At 65.6% G+C, this 19450-nt stretch carries 23 protein-coding genes; 13 read left to right on the forward strand and 10 right to left on the reverse strand.

Features of this window, described 5'->3' with window-relative positions; all coding sequences use genetic code 11:
* Positions 1-14 precede the first annotated feature (14 nt).
* Complete coding sequence (locus AC1DXI_RS12485; protein ID WP_476938887.1) at positions 15-488, forward strand: MarR family winged helix-turn-helix transcriptional regulator; 474 nt, start codon at positions 15-17, stop codon at positions 486-488.
* A gap of 84 nt (positions 489-572) precedes the next feature.
* Positions 573-2036 carry an MFS transporter gene (locus AC1DXI_RS12490; RefSeq protein WP_476938888.1) on the forward strand — a complete coding sequence of 488 codons (1464 nt, stop codon included), beginning with the start codon at positions 573-575 and terminating at the stop codon, positions 2034-2036.
* Between the two features lie 242 nt (positions 2037-2278).
* On the opposite strand, the gene AC1DXI_RS12495 is transcribed toward AC1DXI_RS12490, so the two are convergent.
* The 4 genes from AC1DXI_RS12495 to AC1DXI_RS12510 all read right to left on the reverse strand — a co-directional run bounded on the left by AC1DXI_RS12495 (position 2279) and on the right by AC1DXI_RS12510 (position 5939).
* Positions 2279-3037 (reverse strand): maleylpyruvate isomerase family mycothiol-dependent enzyme, encoded by a 759-nt coding sequence (locus tag AC1DXI_RS12495; RefSeq protein WP_476938889.1) that lies wholly within the window; start codon positions 3035-3037, stop codon positions 2279-2281.
* Entirely contained in the window at positions 3037-3870 is an 834-nt protein-coding gene (locus AC1DXI_RS12500; RefSeq protein ID WP_476938890.1) for a fumarylacetoacetate hydrolase family protein, read from the reverse strand. The genes AC1DXI_RS12495 and AC1DXI_RS12500 overlap by 1 nt, the downstream gene beginning before the upstream one ends.
* Complete coding sequence (locus AC1DXI_RS12505) at positions 3870-5000, reverse strand: cupin domain-containing protein (RefSeq protein WP_476938891.1); 1131 nt, start codon at positions 4998-5000, stop codon at positions 3870-3872. Before AC1DXI_RS12505 ends, AC1DXI_RS12500 begins: the two co-directional genes overlap by 1 nt.
* 117 nt (positions 5001-5117) lie before the next feature.
* Complete coding sequence (locus AC1DXI_RS12510; RefSeq protein ID WP_476938892.1) at positions 5118-5939, reverse strand: IclR family transcriptional regulator; 822 nt, start codon at positions 5937-5939, stop codon at positions 5118-5120.
* Positions 5940-6092: 153 nt separating this feature from the next.
* Between AC1DXI_RS12510 and AC1DXI_RS12515 the strand changes: the two genes are divergently transcribed.
* Positions 6093-7322, forward strand: a complete 1230-nt coding sequence (locus tag AC1DXI_RS12515) for an MFS transporter (RefSeq protein WP_476938893.1) — start codon at positions 6093-6095, stop codon at positions 7320-7322.
* Entirely contained in the window at positions 7315-8601 is a 1287-nt protein-coding gene (locus tag AC1DXI_RS12520) for an FAD-dependent oxidoreductase (protein ID WP_476938894.1), read from the forward strand. The genes AC1DXI_RS12515 and AC1DXI_RS12520 overlap by 8 nt, the downstream gene beginning before the upstream one ends.
* Positions 8602-8609: 8 nt before the next feature.
* Here AC1DXI_RS12520 and AC1DXI_RS12525 read toward each other — a convergent pair whose 3' ends face one another.
* Together AC1DXI_RS12525 and AC1DXI_RS12530 are read right to left on the reverse strand one after the other, a co-directional pair.
* Positions 8610-9272: a hypothetical protein gene (locus tag AC1DXI_RS12525; protein ID WP_476938895.1), complete on the reverse strand. Its 663-nt coding sequence runs from the start codon at positions 9270-9272 to the stop codon at positions 8610-8612.
* A gap of 86 nt (positions 9273-9358) precedes the next feature.
* Positions 9359-9658: a dihydrofolate reductase family protein gene (locus AC1DXI_RS12530; protein WP_476938896.1), complete on the reverse strand. Its 300-nt coding sequence runs from the start codon at positions 9656-9658 to the stop codon at positions 9359-9361.
* Positions 9659-10506: 848 nt separating this feature from the next.
* Here AC1DXI_RS12530 and AC1DXI_RS12535 point away from each other — a divergent pair.
* Positions 10507-10767: a hypothetical protein gene (locus AC1DXI_RS12535; RefSeq protein WP_476938897.1), complete on the forward strand. Its 261-nt coding sequence runs from the start codon at positions 10507-10509 to the stop codon at positions 10765-10767.
* Between the two features lie 105 nt (positions 10768-10872).
* Complete coding sequence (locus AC1DXI_RS12540; protein ID WP_476938898.1) at positions 10873-11091, forward strand: hypothetical protein; 219 nt, start codon at positions 10873-10875, stop codon at positions 11089-11091.
* Positions 11092-11537: 446 nt separating this feature from the next.
* On the opposite strand, the gene AC1DXI_RS12545 is transcribed toward AC1DXI_RS12540, so the two are convergent.
* Together AC1DXI_RS12545 and AC1DXI_RS12550 are read right to left on the reverse strand one after the other, a co-directional pair.
* Positions 11538-11996, reverse strand: a complete 459-nt coding sequence (locus AC1DXI_RS12545) for a T6SS immunity protein Tdi1 domain-containing protein (RefSeq protein WP_476938899.1) — start codon at positions 11994-11996, stop codon at positions 11538-11540.
* A gap of 171 nt (positions 11997-12167) precedes the next feature.
* Entirely contained in the window at positions 12168-12794 is a 627-nt protein-coding gene (locus AC1DXI_RS12550) for a hypothetical protein (protein ID WP_476938900.1), read from the reverse strand.
* 664 nt (positions 12795-13458) lie between these two features.
* Between AC1DXI_RS12550 and AC1DXI_RS12555 the strand changes: the two genes are divergently transcribed.
* Entirely contained in the window at positions 13459-13611 is a 153-nt protein-coding gene (locus AC1DXI_RS12555; protein WP_476938901.1) for a hypothetical protein, read from the forward strand.
* Positions 13612-13710: 99 nt separating this feature from the next.
* Entirely contained in the window at positions 13711-14301 is a 591-nt protein-coding gene (locus tag AC1DXI_RS12560; RefSeq protein WP_476938902.1) for a dihydrofolate reductase family protein, read from the forward strand.
* Positions 14302-14416: 115 nt separating this feature from the next.
* On the opposite strand, the gene AC1DXI_RS12565 is transcribed toward AC1DXI_RS12560, so the two are convergent.
* Both AC1DXI_RS12565 and AC1DXI_RS12570 read right to left on the reverse strand, forming a co-directional pair.
* A complete protein-coding gene (locus tag AC1DXI_RS12565; RefSeq protein ID WP_476938903.1) occupies positions 14417-14608 on the reverse strand; it encodes a dihydrofolate reductase family protein in 192 nt (63 codons plus the stop codon).
* 46 nt (positions 14609-14654) lie between these two features.
* The gene (locus AC1DXI_RS12570; RefSeq protein WP_476938904.1) at positions 14655-15098 is read right to left on the reverse strand and encodes a hypothetical protein; all 444 of its coding nucleotides are present in this window, start codon (positions 15096-15098) and stop codon (positions 14655-14657) included.
* Positions 15099-15542: 444 nt separating this feature from the next.
* Here AC1DXI_RS12570 and AC1DXI_RS12575 point away from each other — a divergent pair, with 444 nt between their 5' ends.
* From AC1DXI_RS12575 to AC1DXI_RS12595, 5 genes are all read left to right on the forward strand, one after another.
* Entirely contained in the window at positions 15543-15974 is a 432-nt protein-coding gene (locus AC1DXI_RS12575) for a LexA family protein (protein ID WP_476938905.1), read from the forward strand.
* Positions 15975-15982: 8 nt separating this feature from the next.
* On the forward strand, positions 15983-17281 hold the full coding sequence (locus tag AC1DXI_RS12580; RefSeq protein WP_476938906.1) for a Y-family DNA polymerase: 1299 nt from the start codon (positions 15983-15985) through the stop codon (positions 17279-17281).
* Between the two features lie 43 nt (positions 17282-17324).
* Positions 17325-17645 (forward strand): hypothetical protein, encoded by a 321-nt coding sequence (locus tag AC1DXI_RS12585; RefSeq protein WP_476938907.1) that lies wholly within the window; start codon positions 17325-17327, stop codon positions 17643-17645.
* 6 nt (positions 17646-17651) lie between these two features.
* Positions 17652-18032 carry a hypothetical protein gene (locus AC1DXI_RS12590; RefSeq protein ID WP_476938908.1) on the forward strand — a complete coding sequence of 127 codons (381 nt, stop codon included), beginning with the start codon at positions 17652-17654 and terminating at the stop codon, positions 18030-18032.
* Between the two features lie 147 nt (positions 18033-18179).
* A complete protein-coding gene (locus tag AC1DXI_RS12595; RefSeq protein WP_476938909.1) occupies positions 18180-19118 on the forward strand; it encodes an NmrA family NAD(P)-binding protein in 939 nt (312 codons plus the stop codon).
* Positions 19119-19450 lie beyond the last annotated feature (332 nt).

A 19450-nucleotide genomic window follows, 5' to 3' on the forward strand; every position in this document is an offset into this window, starting at 1 on the left:
CCTATGCTTATGGAATGGAAAGTATTGGCGCAGGCGAAGGGCTGGCGAAAGCCGTCGACCACCGGGCCCTGGCCGTCGCGGTGATTGACATTTCCTCCGACGTCCGGCGGAAATCGCACAATGACACCGGCGTCCGGCCGCTGTCCAACGGCGTGCTGGAAATCCTCCGGGTCATCGAAGGCCACCCCGGCATCACCGTCGCGGAAGTCGCCTCCCGTCTGGGCCGGCAGTTCAGCAACGTCAGCGTCCAGCTGCGTGAGCTGGTCGCGGCGGGGCTAGTCACCAGGATCCGCGACGCCGCCGACAAGCGCTTCGTCGCCCTCCATCCCACGGCGGAATCCCAGCGGATCAAGGCGCTCCTCGAGGGCGCGTGGGCGGAGGCGCTGGAGTCGGCCAGTTACCGGCTGCTGCCTGAAGAGCGCGAGCAAATTGCCGCGAGCCTGCCCGCCCTGCAGCGCCTCGCCTCGCTTCTCTCCGAACCCGAGTAGCGCACATCCCCCCTCGCAACGGTCCTGGCTTGCCGTCCTCGATAGTTATACTTTTATAAGTATTACTACTTTGGAGGATGGGACATGGGTATGGCAACACAGTTGGAAGAGGCAGTCGTCAGGCGGGGGAGCAGGCCAAGGAACCGCTGGTGGGCGCTGGTGTTCCTTGCCCTCGCGCAGTTCATGGTGGTGCTGGACGGCACGATCGTCAACCTGGCACTGCCGCGTCTCCAGCTCGAGATGGGCATCAGCGACTCGACGCGGTCCTGGGTGGTCACCGCCTACGCGCTGTCCTTCGGTGCCTTCCTGCTGCTCGGTGGCCGCATTGCAGACTTCTGGGGCCGCAAGCGCACGTTCATCGTGGCCGCCGTCGGCTTCGCCGTCGCGTCCCTGATCGGCGGCATCGCGCAGCAGCCCTGGGAACTGATCGGCGCCCGCGCGCTGCAGGGCGTGTTCGCTGCCCTGCTGGCCCCTGCTGCCTTGGCGCTCCTGACCGTCGCCTTTCCGGGAGGAAAAGACCGCGGCACGGCGTTTGCGATCTTCGGCTCCATCACCGGCGTCGGTGCCGCCGCCGGTGTCCTGCTGGGCGGGTTCCTGACCGAACACGTGAGCTGGCGCTGGTGCTTCTTCGTGAATGTGCCGATCGCCGCCATCGCCCTCTTCGGTGTGTGGTCACTGGTCAGTGAAAGCAAGGCCCAGGGCTCCACCAAGTACGACTGGCCCGGGGTCATTCTGGCAGCCCTCGGCCTGGGATCCCTTGTCTACGGCTTCACCAACGCGGAGCATGGCTGGGATGCACCCGAAGCCTGGGGCTTCATTGCCGCCGGCGTAGTTCTCATGGCACTCTTCGTCCTGGTCGAGACCAAAGTCAGGCACCCGCTCCTGCCGCTGCGCGTGGCCACCGAACGAAACCGCGCGGCCGCCTTCCTGGCGTCGTTCCTTTCCGGCGCTGTCCTCATTGGCGGCATCCTGTTCATCAACTTCTACATCCAGATCGTGCTGGGCTTCGCTCCGTTCCTCGCCGGGCTGGCTTCGCTGCCGATGACGGTCGCGGTCATCATCACGGCAGCGCTCGTCGCGAAGAACCTGCCGAAACTGGGGGCCAAGATCCCGACGGCCGTGGGGCCGGTCTTCATGGCGGCTGCGATGCTGTGGCTCACCCAGGTCAGCGCCGCGGGCAGCTACTTCGTCAACATGCTGCCCGCCGTGCTTCTCCTCGGCCTCGGGCTGGGCATGGTGTTCGTGCCCATGCAGAACCTTGCCCTGTTCGGCGTGGACAAGGATGACTCCGGCGTGGCCAGCGCGTTGGTCAACGCCTCACAGCAGATCGGCGGCGCCCTCGGCATCGCCCTGTTCAGCACCATCGCCGCAGCAGCCTCGGCCGGCGGCGTGACGCTGGCGGCCCTCTCTGCAGGCTATGCCATGGTGTTCCTCTGGGCCGCAGGCGTCGCGATCTTGATTGCCCCGGTTGCCCTGCTGCTCATCACCATCGACCGCAGGAAGTTCACCGGCACCGACGGCGACGCCCCAGTCGTCCACCTGGGCTGAGGCTGCCTTTGGCCTCGGCCCTGGCCGCAGGCCCGGACCGCGGACCGCGGTCCGGGGGCAGGGCTGCGGTCCGGGGGCAGGGCTGCGGTCCGGGGCCACTTTGGCGCGGACACGCCGTCAACCAGGGCTCCGGCGTCGAACATTGCCCGCAAAGGGCCCCCCGGGCGCAGGAAACCACATACGAAAGCGGAAGGCCCCCTCGCCGAGGGGGCCTTCCGCTCTTACGACCGTTTAGCTAGTGCTCAAATCCACTTCGGGGCGGCTGGGACCTTTCCGTCCAGGTCTGCGGTGCCGGGCCCGGTGGCGGTGACGCCGCTGTTGCCGCGGCCGGCGGCCCATTCGACGACGGCGGCCAGGGGGCCGGAGACCACGGTCGGGGTCGCCGACGCCGTGTCCCCGAACTTCAGGCCGCGGTCCGTGACCTTGACCACGAGGTCCTTGTCGGTGCCGCGGGTGTGCCAGACGCCCGTGATGTCCGTCAGCAGCCGTTCCAGCACGGGTGCCGGGATGTCGGCGAAGCTGGCGCCGTTGTCCAGGTCGACGGCGTGGATCCAGACTTCGCGGCTGCGCATCCAGACGGTTTCGGTGGCGGGCACTTCGCGGCCCTGGATGGTGCGGACCGTGTGGTGCCAGGCGTCCTGGGGCAGGTCCCGCCATTCGACGTTCAGGTGCACGGCGGAGTGGTCGAAGAGGTGCCGCAGCGCGATCGGGCTCAGCGTGGCGCCGAAGTCGATCTCGTGGTCCCGGACCGCGGTGGAGGCATACATCGGGGTCTCCACCCCGGTGGCGGCCCACTCGATGAGCCGGGCGATGGCCCGGGCGTTGTAGCCGATGTGCGCGGTGATGTGGCGGCGGGTCCAGCCCGGCAGCAGCGAGTCGCCGTCGAGCTCCGCGTCACTGAGCTCGTTGAGCTTGCGGGCGAAGAGCGCGGTGCCGCGCCGGGCCTGCAGCAGCGCCGCAAGCAGTTCCGGGTCCGTCGCCTGGTCGTGGCGGGCAACCATCAGGCTTCCTTGACCACGCGGTTCTTCAGCTGTCCGAGGCCCTCGATGGTGGTGACCAGGAGCTGGCCCTCCTGCAGGTAGCGCTTCGGGTCCTGCGCGTGGCCCACGCCGCCGGGGGTGCCGGTGGCAATGACGTCGCCCGGGTTCAGCGTGATGATGGTCGAGATGTAGGAGACCAGGAACTCGGGCGTGAAGACGACGTCGTTCGTGGGCGTCTGCTGCTGGATGTCGCCGTCGACCGCGGTGGTCATGAGGCCGCCGCTGAACTCGTCCTTGGTGACCAGGGCCGGGCCGAACGGGGTGGACTTCTCCCAGGTCTTGCCCTGCAGCCACTGGATGGTGCGGAACTGGTAGTCGCGCATGGACACGTCGTTGAGCACGGCGTACCCGGCGATGTGGTCGGCGGCGTCGGCCTCGCTGATCCGGCGGCCCTTCTTGCCGATCACGACGGCGAGTTCGGACTCCCAGTCGACCGTGTCGGATTCCTGCGGCAGGGCCAGGTCATCGTTCGGGCCGATCAGGGATTCCTGGTACTTGGCGAACAGGGTGGGGAACTCGGGGACTTCCCGGCCCATTTCCTTGATGTGGTTGCGGTAGTTGTGGCCCACGCAGATGATCTTGCCGGGGGAGGGGACCACCGGGGCGAGGTCCGCGCCGTCGGCCGGGTGCGTCGCGCCGTTCGCCGCCTTCGCCGTCGCCTCCCAGCCTTCTGAACGGAGGAGTTCTCCGACGTCGGCGAAGCCGTCGATCTCGGTCAGGGTGGTCCCGTCCTGGCGGACCGCCTTGGTGACTGTGTTCTCGCCGGCGGCGAGGCGGAGGGTGAGGAGTCTCATTACTTGTTGCGTCCTTCGCTGTAGGTGCGGTTGAAGTTCAGCTGTTCAAAAATGGGGGCGTCACTGAAGCGGAAGAGGTCAAACCCGGTTTCCGCCTGCAGGGACCACTGGGCCCAGGACGGGACGACGAACAGGTCGCCCTTCTCCAGGGTCCTGGTTTCGCCGTTGAGGACCACGGAGCCGGATCCTTCGAAGACCTGCCAGACGCTGGAGCCGACCTCGCGGAGGACTTGCGTGGTGGCGCCGGCGCGGAGGCGGTGGAATTCGGCCCGGATGGTCGGCATCACGTCCCCGCCCGTCGTCGGGTTGGTGTACCGGACCGCGGCGTGGCCCTGGGATACGGTGGCCGGGTGGCCCTCGTCCTCGAGCAGCAGTTGCTCGGCCAGCGCTCGGTCGGTGTACTCCCAGCGGTAGGCCGCGATCGGGGAGCTCGTCGTGTCATCCAGGCCCGAGAGCGGGCGCAGGCCCGGGTGGGCCCAGAGCCGTTCGGAGCGGGAGATGTCCGGGGTGGCCTCGTCCGTCACGCGTTCGGTGCCGAACTCGAAGAATCCGGCGTCGGCATAGTGCACGAACGGGATGTCCAACCCGTCGATCCAGGCCATCGGCTGATCAGTGTCGTTGTGGTGGCCGTGGAAGTTCCAGCCCGGGGTCAGCAGGAAATCGCCGCGGGACATCCGGACCGGGTCCCCGTTCACCACCGTCCAGACCCCTTCGCCCTCGACGACGAAGCGGAACGCGTTCTGCGAGTGCCGGTGCTCCGGCGCGGTCTCCCGGGCACCGAGGTACTGGATCGCCGCCCACAGCGTGGGCGTCGCATACGGGGTTCCTGCCAGGCCCGGGTTGGCCAGCGCAATCGCCCGGCGTTCCCCGCCCCGGCCCACGGGAACCAGATCCCCGGCACGGGCCGCCAGCGGATACAGGTCACTCCACCGCCAGACATGGGGGACCGCCTTCGGCGAGGGGACCATCGGCATCAGGTCCGCGATCTCGGTCCACAGCGGGATCAGGTTCTCCCGGTCAAAATCCCGGTACAGCTCCTTGAGCTGGGCAGCCTCTTCGGGCGTCGGCTCCGGCAACGCGTGGCTGGCAGCAACGGATTCATGAGTCGTGTTCTCGGCGCTGATGGACACGTGGGCCTCCTCGGTAGGTCAGAACTCTATTGGCGTAGTTCGACTCTACGGATGCCGGCGTGTGATCCCGAGCATATTCTGCTCAACAGAATTCCTCGCGCAGGGCGCCGGGTGCACTCAGTCCGGCTCGGCCGGGTTTGCGGCGATGTCGATCTCCAGCTGCCGACAGGTTTCCCGCAGGGCGGGGACGAGTCCGGCGTCGAACACCCGGCGGAAGCGGGTCGCGGGAGTGGCGACGGTGATCGCGCCGACGACGTGCCCGTGCCGGTTATGCAAGGCCATTCCGAGGGCGCTCACCCCCTCCTCCGTGCCCTCGAAATTGGCCGCGAAGCCGTTGCTGCGGATGGACTCAAGCTCGCGCAGGAATGCCGGGTACTCCGCTGCTGGAATGGTGTCCCCGCCAATTTCGGCATTGTTGCTGCGAAAGAGCTGGTCGATCATGTGCGATTCCAGTTCGGCAAGCATGGCCTTGCCGCCGGACGTCTTATTGGCAGGCATCACCGTTCCCTGCCGGTCACCAACACGCAACACGTTGTTCCCTTCCACAGTGGCCAGGAAGCGCACTTTCGTGCCCACCCGCACCATAAGGTTGACCGTCTCGTTGAGTTGCGCCGAGAGCAGTTCCATGTGCGGCTGCGCGAGGGTGCGGAGCATCCGGGTCCAGCTCAGCCCGGCGGGCCCGACGCCCATGGCCGGGCCGGGGACGTAGCGGCGGGTTTCGTCCTGGACAGCGAAGCCCCGGTAGACCAGCATCGCCAACAGGCGGTGGGCGGTGGAGGGGGCCACGCCCAGCTCGACGGCGGCGTCCTTAAGCCGGAGCGCGCCGCCGTCGCGGAGCAGCTGCAGGAGCTGCAACGCGTTGTCGACCGCCTCGATGGAATAGGTCGGCCGCTTCTGAACGGGCTTGCGGGCGGACTTTGCTGACGGGTTGTTCTGCACATCAGAATTGTATTGTGGTTCACCTGCGGCGGCTAGGACAGTGGTGGCATGAATCACACACCTTCCGCTGCAGCGCCGGAGCGGCCAACCCCGAGTCTTGACGGCTCGACCACCGCTGATGGGCCTGCATCGCGGTTCTCCAAAGGCTCGGCAATGGCCGTCCTCGTCTGCTGGCTCTTGGTGGTCTTCGATGGTTACGACCTGATCGTCTACGGCACGGTCCAGTCGTCCCTGATCTCTGAGACCGGCTGGGGCCTGAACAAGGCCACCGCCGGAACGATCGGCTCAATGGCCTTCGTCGGCATGATGATCGGGGCGATCTTCGCCGGTCGGATGGCTGACTCCTGGGGCCGCCGTCGCACCATCCTGGGGTGTGCCATCGTCTTTTCGATCTTCACGATCCTGTGCGCGTTCGCCCCCAGCGCCCCCGTCTTCGGTGCTCTGCGGCTCCTCGCCGGCATCGGGCTCGGCGGCCTGGTGCCCTCGGCCAATGCGCTCGTGGCTGAACTCGTCATGGCCAAGTGGCGGTCCACCGTCGCCACCCTGATGATGTCCGGCGTCCCGATCGGCGGATCCATCGCCGCCCTCGTCGGCATCCAGCTGATCCCCGCCTTCGGCTGGCAATCCATGTTCCTCGTGGCCGTGCTCGCACTGCTGATCGTGGTGCCACTCGGACTCAAATACCTCCCGGAAACCCTGGCACCTGTCAGCGCCACAGCCATGGCAGCCGGAAAGGACCATGCGGTCACGGAGCCGTCCGGTTTCAAATCCCTGCTCCGCGCCCCGTACCTGGGCGTCAGCGTGCTGTTCGCCCTGGCGACGATAGCCACCCTGTTTGCCTGGTACGGGCTGGGAACCTGGCTGCCTAACCTCATGCAGCTGGCCGGCTACAACCTCGGGTCCGCCCTGACCTTCGCCCTGGCCCTGAACCTGGGCGCGGTGGCCGGCTCAGTCATCACGGCCTGGGCCGGAACCCGCTTCGGTCCGATTCCGACGGCGATCGCCGCGGCCGCCGTCGCCGCCGGCGCGCTCGTGGTGCTGGTTACGGGACCGCCGGTCACCGTCGTCTATCTCATGCTGGTCCTCGCCGGCGTCGGCACCCACGGCACGCAGTGCCTCATCATCGCCGCCGTCGCGAGCCACTATCCCGGCCACCTGCGCGGTACCGCGCTGGGCTGGGCGCTGGGGACGGGCCGCATCGGCGCCGTGGCCGCCCCGCAGGTGGGCGGCCTCCTGCTGGCCGCCGGGCTGGGCGTCAATTCCAATTTCCTCGCCTTCGCCGGTGCAGCCGCCATCGCGGCGGTCCTTCTGGCCGCCGTCGGCCTCAAACTCAAGTCCAAAACCTCAATCCCTCACTCACTTACAGGAGCAAGCAATGTCTGAGCACGCCCCGTCCACCAGTTTCCTGTCCACCGACGGCCCGTCCACCGATGTCCTCGTCATCGGAGGGGGAATGGCCGGACTGGCCGGAGCCCTCGCGCTGCGGGAAAACGGCGCCAACGTCACCCTCGTGGAACGGGCCCCCGAATTCGGCGAGGTCGGCGCGGGGCTGCAGATGGCCCCCAACGCCTCCCGGGTCCTGAAGCGGTGGGGCCTGCTGGAGAAGGCCCTGGAGATTGGCGTCCAGCCCAAGCACCTGGTGTTCCGCGACGCCGTCACCGGCGAGGAGCTCACGCGCCAGAGCCTCGGCGGGGAATTCGAGGAACGCTACGGTGCGCCCTACGTGGTGATCCACCGCAGCGACCTGCACCGGGTCCTGCTCGAAGGCTGTGAAGCGGCGGGCGTGAAACTCGTCAACGATGTCATGGTCGAGAGCGTGGAGACCGTGAACGGCAGGGGAGTGGCCCGCACGGCCGCCGGTGTGGACTACGAGGCCGACGTCGTGATCGGGGCCGACGGGCTCAAGTCCACCCTGCGTCCGCTCGTGGCCGGCGACGAGCCGGTTCCCTCGGCCTACGTCGCCTACCGCGGCACCGTGCCGATCACCGAACACACACCCAAGGCAGACCTCGAGGACGTCATTGTCTACCTCGGACCGGACTGCCACCTCGTGCAGTACCCGCTGCGCAAGGGCGAGCTGCTGAACACCGTAGCCGTTTTCAAGTCCGCATCCTTCGAACGTGGCGAGGAGCAATACGGCGGAGTGGACGAGCTTGAGGCCGCGTACAAGGATTGCGTCCCCGCCGTCCAGGCTGCGCTGAAAAACCTGGGCACCAGCATGCGCTGGCCCATGTACGACCGCGATCCGATCGAAAACTGGGTGGCCGGCCGGATGGTGCTGATGGGCGACGCCGCGCACCCGATGCTGCAGTACCTGGCCCAGGGCGCCTGCCAGGCCCTCGAGGACGCAGCCGTGCTGCAGGACGTCAGCAACGGCACCGTGTTCACCGCAGACGGCGTCAACCCCGGCGCCTGGGACGGCGCGATCAAGGAGTTCAACAACCTCCGTGCCGGCCGCACCGCCAAGGTCCAGCGCACCGCCCGCGTCTGGGGCGAATCCTGGCACGTCTCCGGGCTGGCCCGGACGCTGCGCAACCTGCTCTTCAAGAGCCGGATGGACAACGACTTCCGCTACAACGACTGGCTGTACGGCCAGGACGGCGACGGCGTGCCGGCGGCCCGCGCGGCCCACTCGGGCGTGGCGGACAAGATTTCCGCCTGATCCGGGCGCTAGCGCTGTCCGGGCTCTCCCGGCGCCGGCGGATACGGCGGGTACGGCTGCTGTGCCGTCGGCGCGTGGGGCGGGTACTGACTCTGCGGGGGATACTGCCCCTGCTGGGGCGGGTAGGGCTGTCCCTGGGCGTAGGGGGACGGAGCCGGCCACTGGGGCTGCTGTACCGGGGCGAATTGCGGCTGCATGGGCGTCCGGGCGTAGGCGGCCTCCGCCCGTGACTTTGCCCGGGCCTCGACGGCCCGGGCTGAGAAGAACCGCTGATGCCCGAGATAGACGACCACGAAGAGGCCGACGGCGACGGAGAAGAACGCGACTGCGGTCACCCCGGAGGTCAGGCCCCGCATGAGGCCGTAGATGAGCGTCAGCAGGCCGCCGATTAGGAACCCTCCGGCGAACAGTGGCTTCCTCGATTCAGTCCAGATGCTGGCCCCCAGGATCACGAGAGCCGAGACGAGCGCCGCAATGGTGACGTTGCGGTTGTAGTCGTGCACCGCCGACTGATGGGCGTCGATGGCTGCCTGCCTGGCCGCGGCGTCGAGACCCACCAGCGACGACAGTTCAGGGGCTGGATAGAAGGTGGCGATGCCGAGGCCTACGAAGAGCACGATGATGATGCCCAGGCCGATCGAGTAGAGGACGCGCAAGGATTTTTCGGTCATACCCCTATCATGCGTAGGCAGTCAGGCCGGGGCGGGGAGGCGCGCCTCCCGGCGACAAACGGCGTCGTCCAGGGCGGGCTTTCCGCTTATTTCTTGATCTCGTAGCGCAGCAGTACCACGCCGTTTTCGAACGGCGTGGCCTCGACCAGCACCAGGTCCTGCCGATCCTCGAAAATGCGCGTTCCCTTGCCGCGTGACACCGGGCAGACCCGCATTTGGACTTCGTCGACAACGCCGGCATCCAGCAGGAAGTGCATGAGTTTCATGCTTCCCCACAGCCAGAGGTCCTTGCCCTCTTGCTCCTTGCTGGTCGAGGAGCTCCGCTGAACGACGCTCGGGGCATCGGCATCCCGATGTGAAGGTCCCCTGAATCGGTCGCATGGCACTTAATGGTGATGGGGGAGTAGCCGAGCGTCTCCGCGGTAGTGGCTACGAGCGCGGGTTAGGTGTTCGCGTGGACGGTTCCGAGCCGTGCAGCCCCCGTGTTGAAGACCCTGCCAAGGCGTTGCGTGGGGAACCGTTGGTGATTGTGTCGTCCGGGGAGACACCGGGGAAGTCGGGGATGGTCAGAACGGACCGCCGTTCGGGTCCTAAACCAGTGAATGCCGCCAAGGCGCGGAACAGCCGTAGCGGGAGCTTGCCGCCGGCAGCGTACTCGCCGTCGATGAGACAGTCGATGTGGTCGAAAGCTGCTGCAGCTCTGCCTCAGTGAAAGCGCGGCGCTGGATCGGCAAAGCATTGTCGGTCGGGCGCTCGGCAGTTTTCCACTCGAAGCTGATCTGACTCGGAATGTCCCTGAACGCACGTTCGGAAAACTGACTCAGCAATAGCCAGGATGCTTCAGCCAGGCAAAGAGCATCGTCCCAGCATTGCTGTGGGAACGCCGCGTCGTGATGCTGATCTGCCTTTCACCGGACCGCAATCCGACAGGAATTTCGTCGATGTCCACCGGACGTCATTGCCACAGAGAGTCATCTCATGCGGGAGTTTGGCAGCCACTCCACCTCCGGCTATTCAAGCGCCGATAATCAACATTATGTCAAGTAGAAGTAATTCAAGCGCAGAATCTGCAGATTAGGGCCCGGTGATCCACACTCCCCGGCTTCGACTGCCTGGACGCTGAAGTCCGCGCCGTTACAGGGATCTGATCCTGTTCTGCGGTTCGTCGGGCATCAGGCCGGGCTTGTAAACGGCCGGCACGATCCGGGGACGTGAAAGCCTGGTTCGCCGGTTCGTGGACCACACCGGGCATTTTCCGTGGGACTGGACCGTCGGCGATGCCGAAGAGTTCTTCGCCCACGAGCGCTCGATCCTGAATCTGGCGTTCGCCACCATCCGCGCCTACCAGACCCATCTGAAGGTGTTCTGCGACTTCCTGACCGGTCCGGACTATGACTGGGACCGGGTCTGCCTCCAGGGGTTCGGCCGCTCCCCCGCCCAGATCATCACCGAATTCAACCGAGCCCTGCTTCGATCTGGCCGACCTCGAAGTTGAACGGGTCCTGGCCGCGGGACGTAAGGCAATCGATCGCCGGAACCGGGAGCAGAGTTCGACGAATCTGATTCTCCGCCTGGGGGCGGCCTATCTGCCCCTGCCTATTTGGTCTTCGGGGTCTTCTGGGTCCAGGGGAAGACCTGCCGCGATACGCCGCCGGTCCTCCGGGTGGCCGCCACGCTCCTGCTGCTCTACGCTCAGCCCGTCGTGAACATCGCCGCGATGAAAACCACCGATGTGATCATCACCCCGACGGCCTGCACCTGTTACTCGGAGAAGGCGACCCCGCACCCGTCGCGGAGCCCTTCGCGTCGTTGCTCCTAGAACACGCGGCCTCACGTCCCAATATGCGCACCGGGACCCGGAACACTATTCGGTCTGGTGGTGATGGGAGCTGGAATTTTTATCTTCGCCATTTCACGGACCCTCAATGATCGCGCAGCGAGAATCCGGGCGGAGTGGTTTCAGCCAAGTCTGGACAGGCCGGCATTCAAACGGCGGAACGTCCGAATGGTGCGGCTCATGGCGGGATCGTGGGTCGCGCTCGGCATCGTCTGTGCCGTCGTTGGTCTAGTGTCAGGCCGCTGACCGCGGCGGCACATTGCCTAACTGCTAACCCACTCGACAGAATCGCCCTGCCCTTAGAGCGCCGAAGCGGACTCCGTGGCCGGGCGCAGATTAATTCGCAAACGAATATGCACTGTTACCAGTTAGGCGGTGATTGAAGCATCCGTTGCAATATCACCACCTCCTGAGCCTCCCCCTTCATTTTAGGCCAGGGATATTCCGCCGATCGGTGTTCCGGGCGGAAGAGTTCGGACCTGATTGTGAATCTGGCCAGCAATGTTCAGGGTCACGACGAAATCGCCTAACTCGACGTTGCTAAGTTCGGTCGGACCTCCGAGAACTGGTGGTATGCGAAAACCGTAGATCTCGGCCTCGCCCGGTTGGAGGCCCGCGTTCTCTGCCTGGTGGGCCAAACCGATCATGAGGTAGTCGTCTTGCCCCTCGCGCGAGTTCACTACCGCCCTCAGGTCACCCTCGCTCGACCACAGACGAGTAAGTTCGCCGGCAATGACGTCGAGGAACCAGAATCCGCTCTCCGTCTGAAAGAACACGTCACCGAACGGCGAAGTGAAAAGCGCACGCTTGTCGGCAAGATCGAGGAACGTCCAGGACTCGAGAGCATCGGCATAGAGAGCCGGCGGGAATCGACGAAGAGGTTGCATAACGTGACATTAGCGGAGACACTCGCTGCCCACGTGCGACATTCCCGGAAGTTGGGCGCTATTCGATATCAAATACGCCCGAACTTGATCGCAGTAGTGCCAGTGGGTGCTATTTAAGGACAAGTTAGATTGATGGCAAGTTTGTGAGCCACAAGGGGAAATCCGCTCGATTTAGAGCGCCAACAAGCCCTCCGCGAGTGACTTCCTGACTCGTGCCCGCCCTCCCCCGGCCGTTTCTGCGGGGAAGCCTCCGCTCTCGAACACCAGGTTGAGATACGACACAAAGGGCATTTCGGCCTCCGTGACGAAGACGCCGTCGATGCCACCGTCAGGGAGCCTGAACCCATACGAATCGGCGCCGCTCACGTTTGCCTTGTGTAACCGATCTGGCGCGGCAGGAAGCACGAATGAACCGACCTGCGGGTCATCTGATGCCTCTTCTTCCCACGCCTCGTACTCCGCGGCAAAGAACCCAGCCATGGATTCTTGAGGAAATCTCGTTCCCTCCAACTCGATGACCAACGGGTCCGCGTACGACGACTCGCTCCACTCCGGGTGGGTGCCAACCAGCCACACGTCACCGACGAGGCGGATCCAGGACGAAAGGGCAAGAGGGATAGGGCCGAACTCCGCTTCCAGCCAGGAAACCAGTCGCGGCGCCGCAGGTGTCGCCGGACGGAACGGAACGACCGGGACACGCAGCCCATCGTTGGAATGAAACCTAAATCCCTGCGACGTGAGGCGTTCGACGAGCACCTCAATGTTGGACCGCGCCCTAAGGGCCATCTGATCGCACACAGCCTGCGCCTCATCCCGCACAGCAGGATCACCGACGGCGGGTCCTAGACGTCGCAGTTCGGACCAGACACGCTCCCGGTCGCCTCTTCGGTATCGCTCGACCCAGTTTTCAGACCCCATGAAGAACGATTGTCCACCAACCCCCAACGCTTGCCGCGCATTCGGCAGCAAGACAATACGCCGACCACGAATACGCCGACGCAGCGCTAGAAATGGTCCGAACGCAGAATTTGCAGAATGGGGCTCGATAATATGCCCCGGTTTCGTCACCGAAGCCGGCACCGACGAAAACGTCGCCGCCCCTGTCTACATCGCCGGGTTCGGACCCGACAGGGGCGAACCGGTCAACACCCTGATCGCGGATCCGCCACCCGGCGCGCCGGTCCCCCCGATCCTTCCGCCCCAGGACGGGTTCCTCTTCCTGGACCGCGAGAAATCCGCCGCTTCTTTCGCGGCGGGCGTGCCGCCCGGGCAGGCGGCCTTCATGGCTGACTCGCCGGTCCCTGGGGCGTCGACCCCCTCCAGGGGGCAGTCACCCAGCCATTCTGGCGGGACCTGCCCAGCTGGCACCTGCTCACCATGGAAGACCGGATGATCCCGCCGGCCGCGCAACAAGCGATGTCGACCCGGGACGGTTGATCGGTCACCGAGGCCGCCACAAGCCGTGGCATCACTGATCAAGGACCCGAGTCAGGGCGGCTTCCCGTGGAAACTTGGGCTGGTCGGCGACATCGGTCAGTACGAGCACATCTGGCGCACGGCCTATGGGCGCGGTCCGGAGGGGATCATCGTGTCCTTGGCCGAGCGGATCGGCTGACCTGCCGTCACCCGCGCAAACCGGAGTCTTCCAGACCGGCTAGCATGCCTGCCGCATAGGTCTTGTCGGTGCCCCGCCGAGTGGTGACATGATGGGCGCATGAGCCGAGTCACGTGCGATCTGACCATCTCCCTCGACGGATTCCTCGCCGGTCCGAACCAAAGCATGACGGAACCCCTGGGTGAAGGCGGGGAGCTCCTGCACAGGTGGATGTTCGAGGAAGCCGAGTCCAACGCGGCCGAGCTGGAAGGCATCCTCGCGGCCGGCGCCTACATCATGGGCCGGAACATGTACGCCGGTCCCGGGGCATGGGATGAGCAATGGCGGGGATGGTGGGGAGAGGAACCGCCCTATCACGCACCTGTGTTCGTTCTCACCCATCACCCCCGCGAGCCCCTGGAGATGGAGGGCGGCACAACGTTCAACTTCGTGGCCGATGGGATCGAATCGGCGCTGGCCCAGGCGAGGAAGGCCGCTGGCAGCAAGGACGTGGCCATAGCCGGCGGAGCGCAGACCGCCCGACAATTCCTTTCGGCGGGGCTGATCGACGAGCTGCGGCTCCACATTGCGCCCATAGTCCTGGGCGCGGGCGAACGGCTGCTGGACGGCGTGACGGACCTGAAGCTTGAGCCGACGGACGTGAGCGGTTCCAGCCTCGTCACCCACGTGCGCTATCGGGTAATCCGCTGACAGACTGACCCTGAGTCCTCGGACGTTCACTCGGCGGACGCTGCGGCGCCGTCGCACGGGTAGTGGAGCAAAACGACGCCGTTGCCGAACGACCGCGTCCCCTTCAGCCTAAGGCTCATCCGGACATCCGCGGCCTCGAACAGCGGCCGGCCCTGCCCAGGACCACGGGATGGACGAGGATTGGCAATTCGTCGATCAGGCCGTGCCGCATGAAAGTGGAGGCCAAGTTCGTGCCGCTAAGGGCGATGTCGCCCCCGGGCTGCGCCTTCAGTTCCGCGTTTTGTTCAGGCACGACGTCGGAAATCACCGTCGTATTCCAGCCTGCCTGCGGGAGGGTCCCTCCGGCGATGGCCCTATTTGGAGTTGAGAGCGTAGCCGAAGTCTTTAAGGGTGTAAATTTTCCCGTCTAGATCAACACGCATGTAGCTCGGATGTGGAGCTTTCAGCCCGTTATAGGCCCACCCAAAAACCAGAAGAGCTTCTGTGGCGACTTCCTTCCAGCACCGCTTTTCGACTTCATCATCGAAGGTACGGTTAACCAAATGTTTCGTATTTCTGTGTGCCTTCGGTGCGCTGCCAAACGTTAGGAATCTATAAACGAAGTAGGGCAGCGCGGATTCGGCGTCAATGCCCTCCTCACGCGCCGTGGTGAAGGGGATGCTTCCCCCGGCGTGCACGAGACTGAAAACTTCGGTGAAGTAAGGCCCCCCAGCGACCAGCCACTTTAGGTAGACGTTGGCGTCCCTGTCGATGACACGGTGATCGCGGCCGTCTTTAGTTGCCTCGACTACAAACATGTCTGAATCTCCCCCCAGCTAGCAAATTGCCAGCATTTGAACCCCCGGCCAGAAACGGAGCCACGCTTATCACTGCTAGATATTCTTTCTGCCAGTACTCTAATCGGCAATTCTTGTCCATTCTTGTCCCCCGCAACTCACCCTTCTGGGGCTGAACCATTCCGTGCGCCTTTGTGGTCATAGGAACAACCCTGCCCTCACTCAGTTTCCGCTTCTTCCCTGACGCCTGCATGCTCCTTGCAGGGCGAGGCCCAGGGCAGCAGTCCGCGCCGCTGGGGGCTGACGCCAATCGCTGCGTCGCTTCGAGAGAGTGCCCGGGCGCCGGTTGGACGCCAGGGGCCCGTGTAGGTCCACTGAGTGTCTGCAATTGGGTAGAGTCCATCTTTTGTCGGCCCATCCGGCTACACTGAATGTATCGAACATATATTCGAATAAGGGTGTGTTGTGGGCGTTGTTGTCGGTCCCCGCGTGATAGACGCGGGCATGTCGTTGCTGTCGGTGCTGATCTCGCCGGTCCCCGTTGCGGCCGGGTACCCCTCGCCGGCGCAGGACTACTTTGATGGGCGGATCGATCTGAACGAGCACCTGATCAAGGACATCACCAGCACCTACGTCGTGCGGGTCTCCGGAGACTCGATGGAACGCGCCGGCATCAGCGATGGCGATGAACTGATCGTGAACAGGGCCCTGGAGCCCAAGGACGGGTCCGTAGTCATCGCCGTCCTGGACGGGGAATTGACCATCAAGCGGCTCCGGATCACGGTAGCCGGCGTCGTGCTGCAGGCGGAGAATCCGGCGTACCCGGACATCCGGGTGCCATCCTTGTCGGATCTGGTCATCTGGGGCGTCGCGACCCGCTGCCTGCACCATGTTTGAGGCACACGATGTCTAAGCCCGCCCCGATGCGGCGGATGCCGCAGATCGCGCACGTGGATGTGAACTGCTTCTACGCCTCGGCCGAGCGGGCATTCGACCCGTCCCTCGAAGGCCGGCCCGTCGTCGTCCTGTCCAACAACGACGGCTGCGCCGTCACCCGGTCCCCCGAAGCCAAGGCCCTCGGCATCGCCCTGGGTGAGCCCTGGTTCAAACTCGCCCCGCGGGCCAGGGAGTGGGGACTCGTCGCGCTGTCCAGCAACTACGAGCTCTATGGGGACATCAGCGCCCGGGTGATGGAACTGCTCGGCCGCTACAGCGCCTGGCTGGAGGTCTACAGCATCGACGAGGCCTTCCTCGGCGTCAAAGGCACCCCGACGGACCTGCTGACCCTGGGCCAGACCATGAAGGCAGCCGTGCGGCGCAACGTCGGGGTTCCGGTCTGCGTCGGGATCGCCGGGACCAAGACCCTGGCGAAACTGGCCAACAAATGGGCCAAGCACAACCCCGCCTTCGACGGGGTCTGCCACTGGGACTCCGTTCCCGCCGCCGCCCGGGAGGCGCTGATGCGCCGGCTGTCCGTGATCGAAATCTGGGGCGTCGCGACGCGGCTGACCAAACGCCTCAACGCCTTAGGGCTCCATTCCATCCTTGACCTGTCCCGGGCCGACCCGGTGATGATCCGGGACCGCTTCTCCGTGGTCATGATGCGCACCGTCCTGGAACTGCAGGGCACCCCATGCATCCCGATGGAGGAAGAACGGATCGGCCGGGACCAGCTCATCTTCTCGCGCTCCTTCGCCACCCCCATCACCACCGCCGCCGGCATGCGGCAGGTCATGAGCGTCTACGGCCAGCAGGCCTCGGCACGGCTGGCCAAACACGGCCTCCAGGCCAAGATCCTCACCGCCTTCGCCGGCACCTCGCACTTCAACCCGAACGACACTTCCTACCCGTCGGTGTGCGTGCCGCTGCCGATGCCCACCGCCGATCCCGTCCTGCTCACCAGGGCCGCCCACGCACTCCTCCCCCACATCCAGGAAGGCATCAAGTACGCCCGGGCAGGCATCATGGTCACCGACCTGCGGCCCACCGGCAACCAGGCACCGCTGGCCCTGTTCGAAAACCCGCACGAGGAACACCGCATCGGAACCCTCCTGGAAGACGTGACCCGCCGGTACGGGCGCGGCTCCATCGGACTCGGCCACGCCGGCATACGGGGCGGGCCGGACTGGACCATGAAACGGGACATGCTCTCCCCTCGCTACACCACCCACTGGGACGAACTCCCCCTCGTCAAAGCCGCCTAAGACCAACACACCCCCGCATCACCGCACCACGAAAGACCACCCCATGACCCTCAGCACCGAAACCCCCACACGAACCCTTGACCTTCAGGTCCGGCTCGACCCGGCAGGCAAGCCCCTCGCCATCCGGCACGAGGGTCGGATCTGGATTGTCGATCCCGCCACCGAGTCCCGGCACTGGATCGGCGACGACCCCCGGCAGGGCACCCGATGCACGGCCGCCGATGGCGGCGCCAGCCCGGCCGGCAGAGAATACTGGCGCGTCGAGGCCCGGCTGGGGTCGAATTCGGCGCTGCGCACCTTCACGCTGCGCCGGAATCCTCGCTCCGTCCAGTGGCTCCTGGCCGACATCAGCGACGGCGGCTAGGCAACGGTGGCACTGAACCGTCAGCCGATCAACGACCAGACCTGGGCAGGGATCAGAACAGAATTCACGCTGCCCTCCCTGGAACAGGTCCGCCGCCGGCTCGACCAACTGATGGACGACCCCGAGCCCGTAATGCAGCAGCTCGTCCGCGTCTTCATCGACGACGGCACGTTCTGCCCGGGATTCCAATTCATCGCCGGCGGCCACCTCCACCCGACCGTCGTCGACCTTTTCCAGCGCGCGCTCGAACTGAAGGTTCCGCACAACTACTTCACGGCCTGGATGGTCACCCCCTCGCGGGAACTCGGCGGGTCCCGCCCCGTTGACCTTCTGAAAGGCGACCCCGCTCCCCTGCTTCGCGCGCTGGAATCCCACCGCTGGAGTTAGGGCCGGCTCGCAATTGACGGGCAACGGTTCCGCTGATCATTCAGGCTCGGGGATGTCGTCGAGTCACAACGGGAATCGCAGTTGCCCTGCCGTTGGTAGTCTTTAGCCCACTATCCCTCTCCGCCCGACGTCACTTGAGGTGCCAACATGATTCCGTCGACTCCCACTCCGGGCACCGTCCTTCTTGCCGGCGCCACCGGCGATCTCGGCGGGCGTATCCTGCGGAATTTGGTCGCCCTGGGGGCCACCGTTCGGGTCCTCACACGGCCAGGGACCAGTACGGAGCGGATCGCGCAGCTCCGCGCCCCGGGCGTCGAGGTGATCCAGGCGGGCTACGACGATCCGGCGGGCCTCCGAAGGGCCTGCGCGGATGTTGACTGCGTAGTCTCCGCGATCAACGGTCTGGACAGCGCAATTTTCGACGCCCAATCGCGCTTGCTGGAGGCGGCGGCCGCGGTGGGCGTACCGCGCTTCATCCCTTCCGACTACTCCATCGACTACCGTGGAATCCGCCCCCGAAGCAACCGGAACTTGCAGTTCCGCCGAGACTTCGCACAGCGACTGGACGCCACCGAAATCCGGGCCACGTCCATCCTCAACGGCGCCTTCACCGACATGCTCTCCGGGCAAGCACCCATGATCCTGTTCTCCCGGCGCCGTGTGCTCTACTGGTCCGACCCCGACCAGGTGCTCGACTTCACCACGAAGGACGACACGGCCGCCTACACCGCCGCCGCAGCCCTCGACGAGCGGGCGCCCCGCGTCCTCCAGATCGCCGGAGACCGGGTCACGGCAAGGACCCTGGCAGCCACCATGTCCGAGCTGACCGGAACGCAATTCCGGCTCCTCTACGCGGGCAGCGTCGGTTCCTTGACTGCAATGAGCCGGGCAGTCAAAGCCCTCATGCCGGCCTCCGACGAGCCGTTCCCGCCGTGGCAGGGCATGCAGTACTTCGCCAGCATGTTCAGCGGCGACGCGACCCTGAACTACGTCAGCAACGACCGGTACGGCAGCCGGACGTGGACCACCGCCCGGGACGTCCTGGACCAGCACCAGCAGCAGAGCTCATCGGCCCCGGTCGCCTAGCCGGAGCCGGGGGCTTGTTGCACGGACAGCCCCGAACCCCTAGTGTTCGGATCATGGCCGCGCCCGGGGGACCCGCCCGTAATGGAATACGCACGACGCCGACACTGCTGTCCCTGGTGTGCCTCGCCGTCGTCGCGCTAACCGCGGCCTGCGCGTCTACTCCCCCACTTAGCACGTCGGCCGGCGAACAAACGGTCACCAAGCCGCCCGCCGCCACAGCCGCACCGTCGACGGCCGCCGGACTGTCGCCCGGCATGACCCTCGCCCCGGTTCCGCCAATTCCGCCAGCCCCCGGGCAGGGTATAGATGAATGTCTGCCACAGCGTGCCGAT

The organism is Arthrobacter sp. P1_H7 (assembly GCF_056405215.1).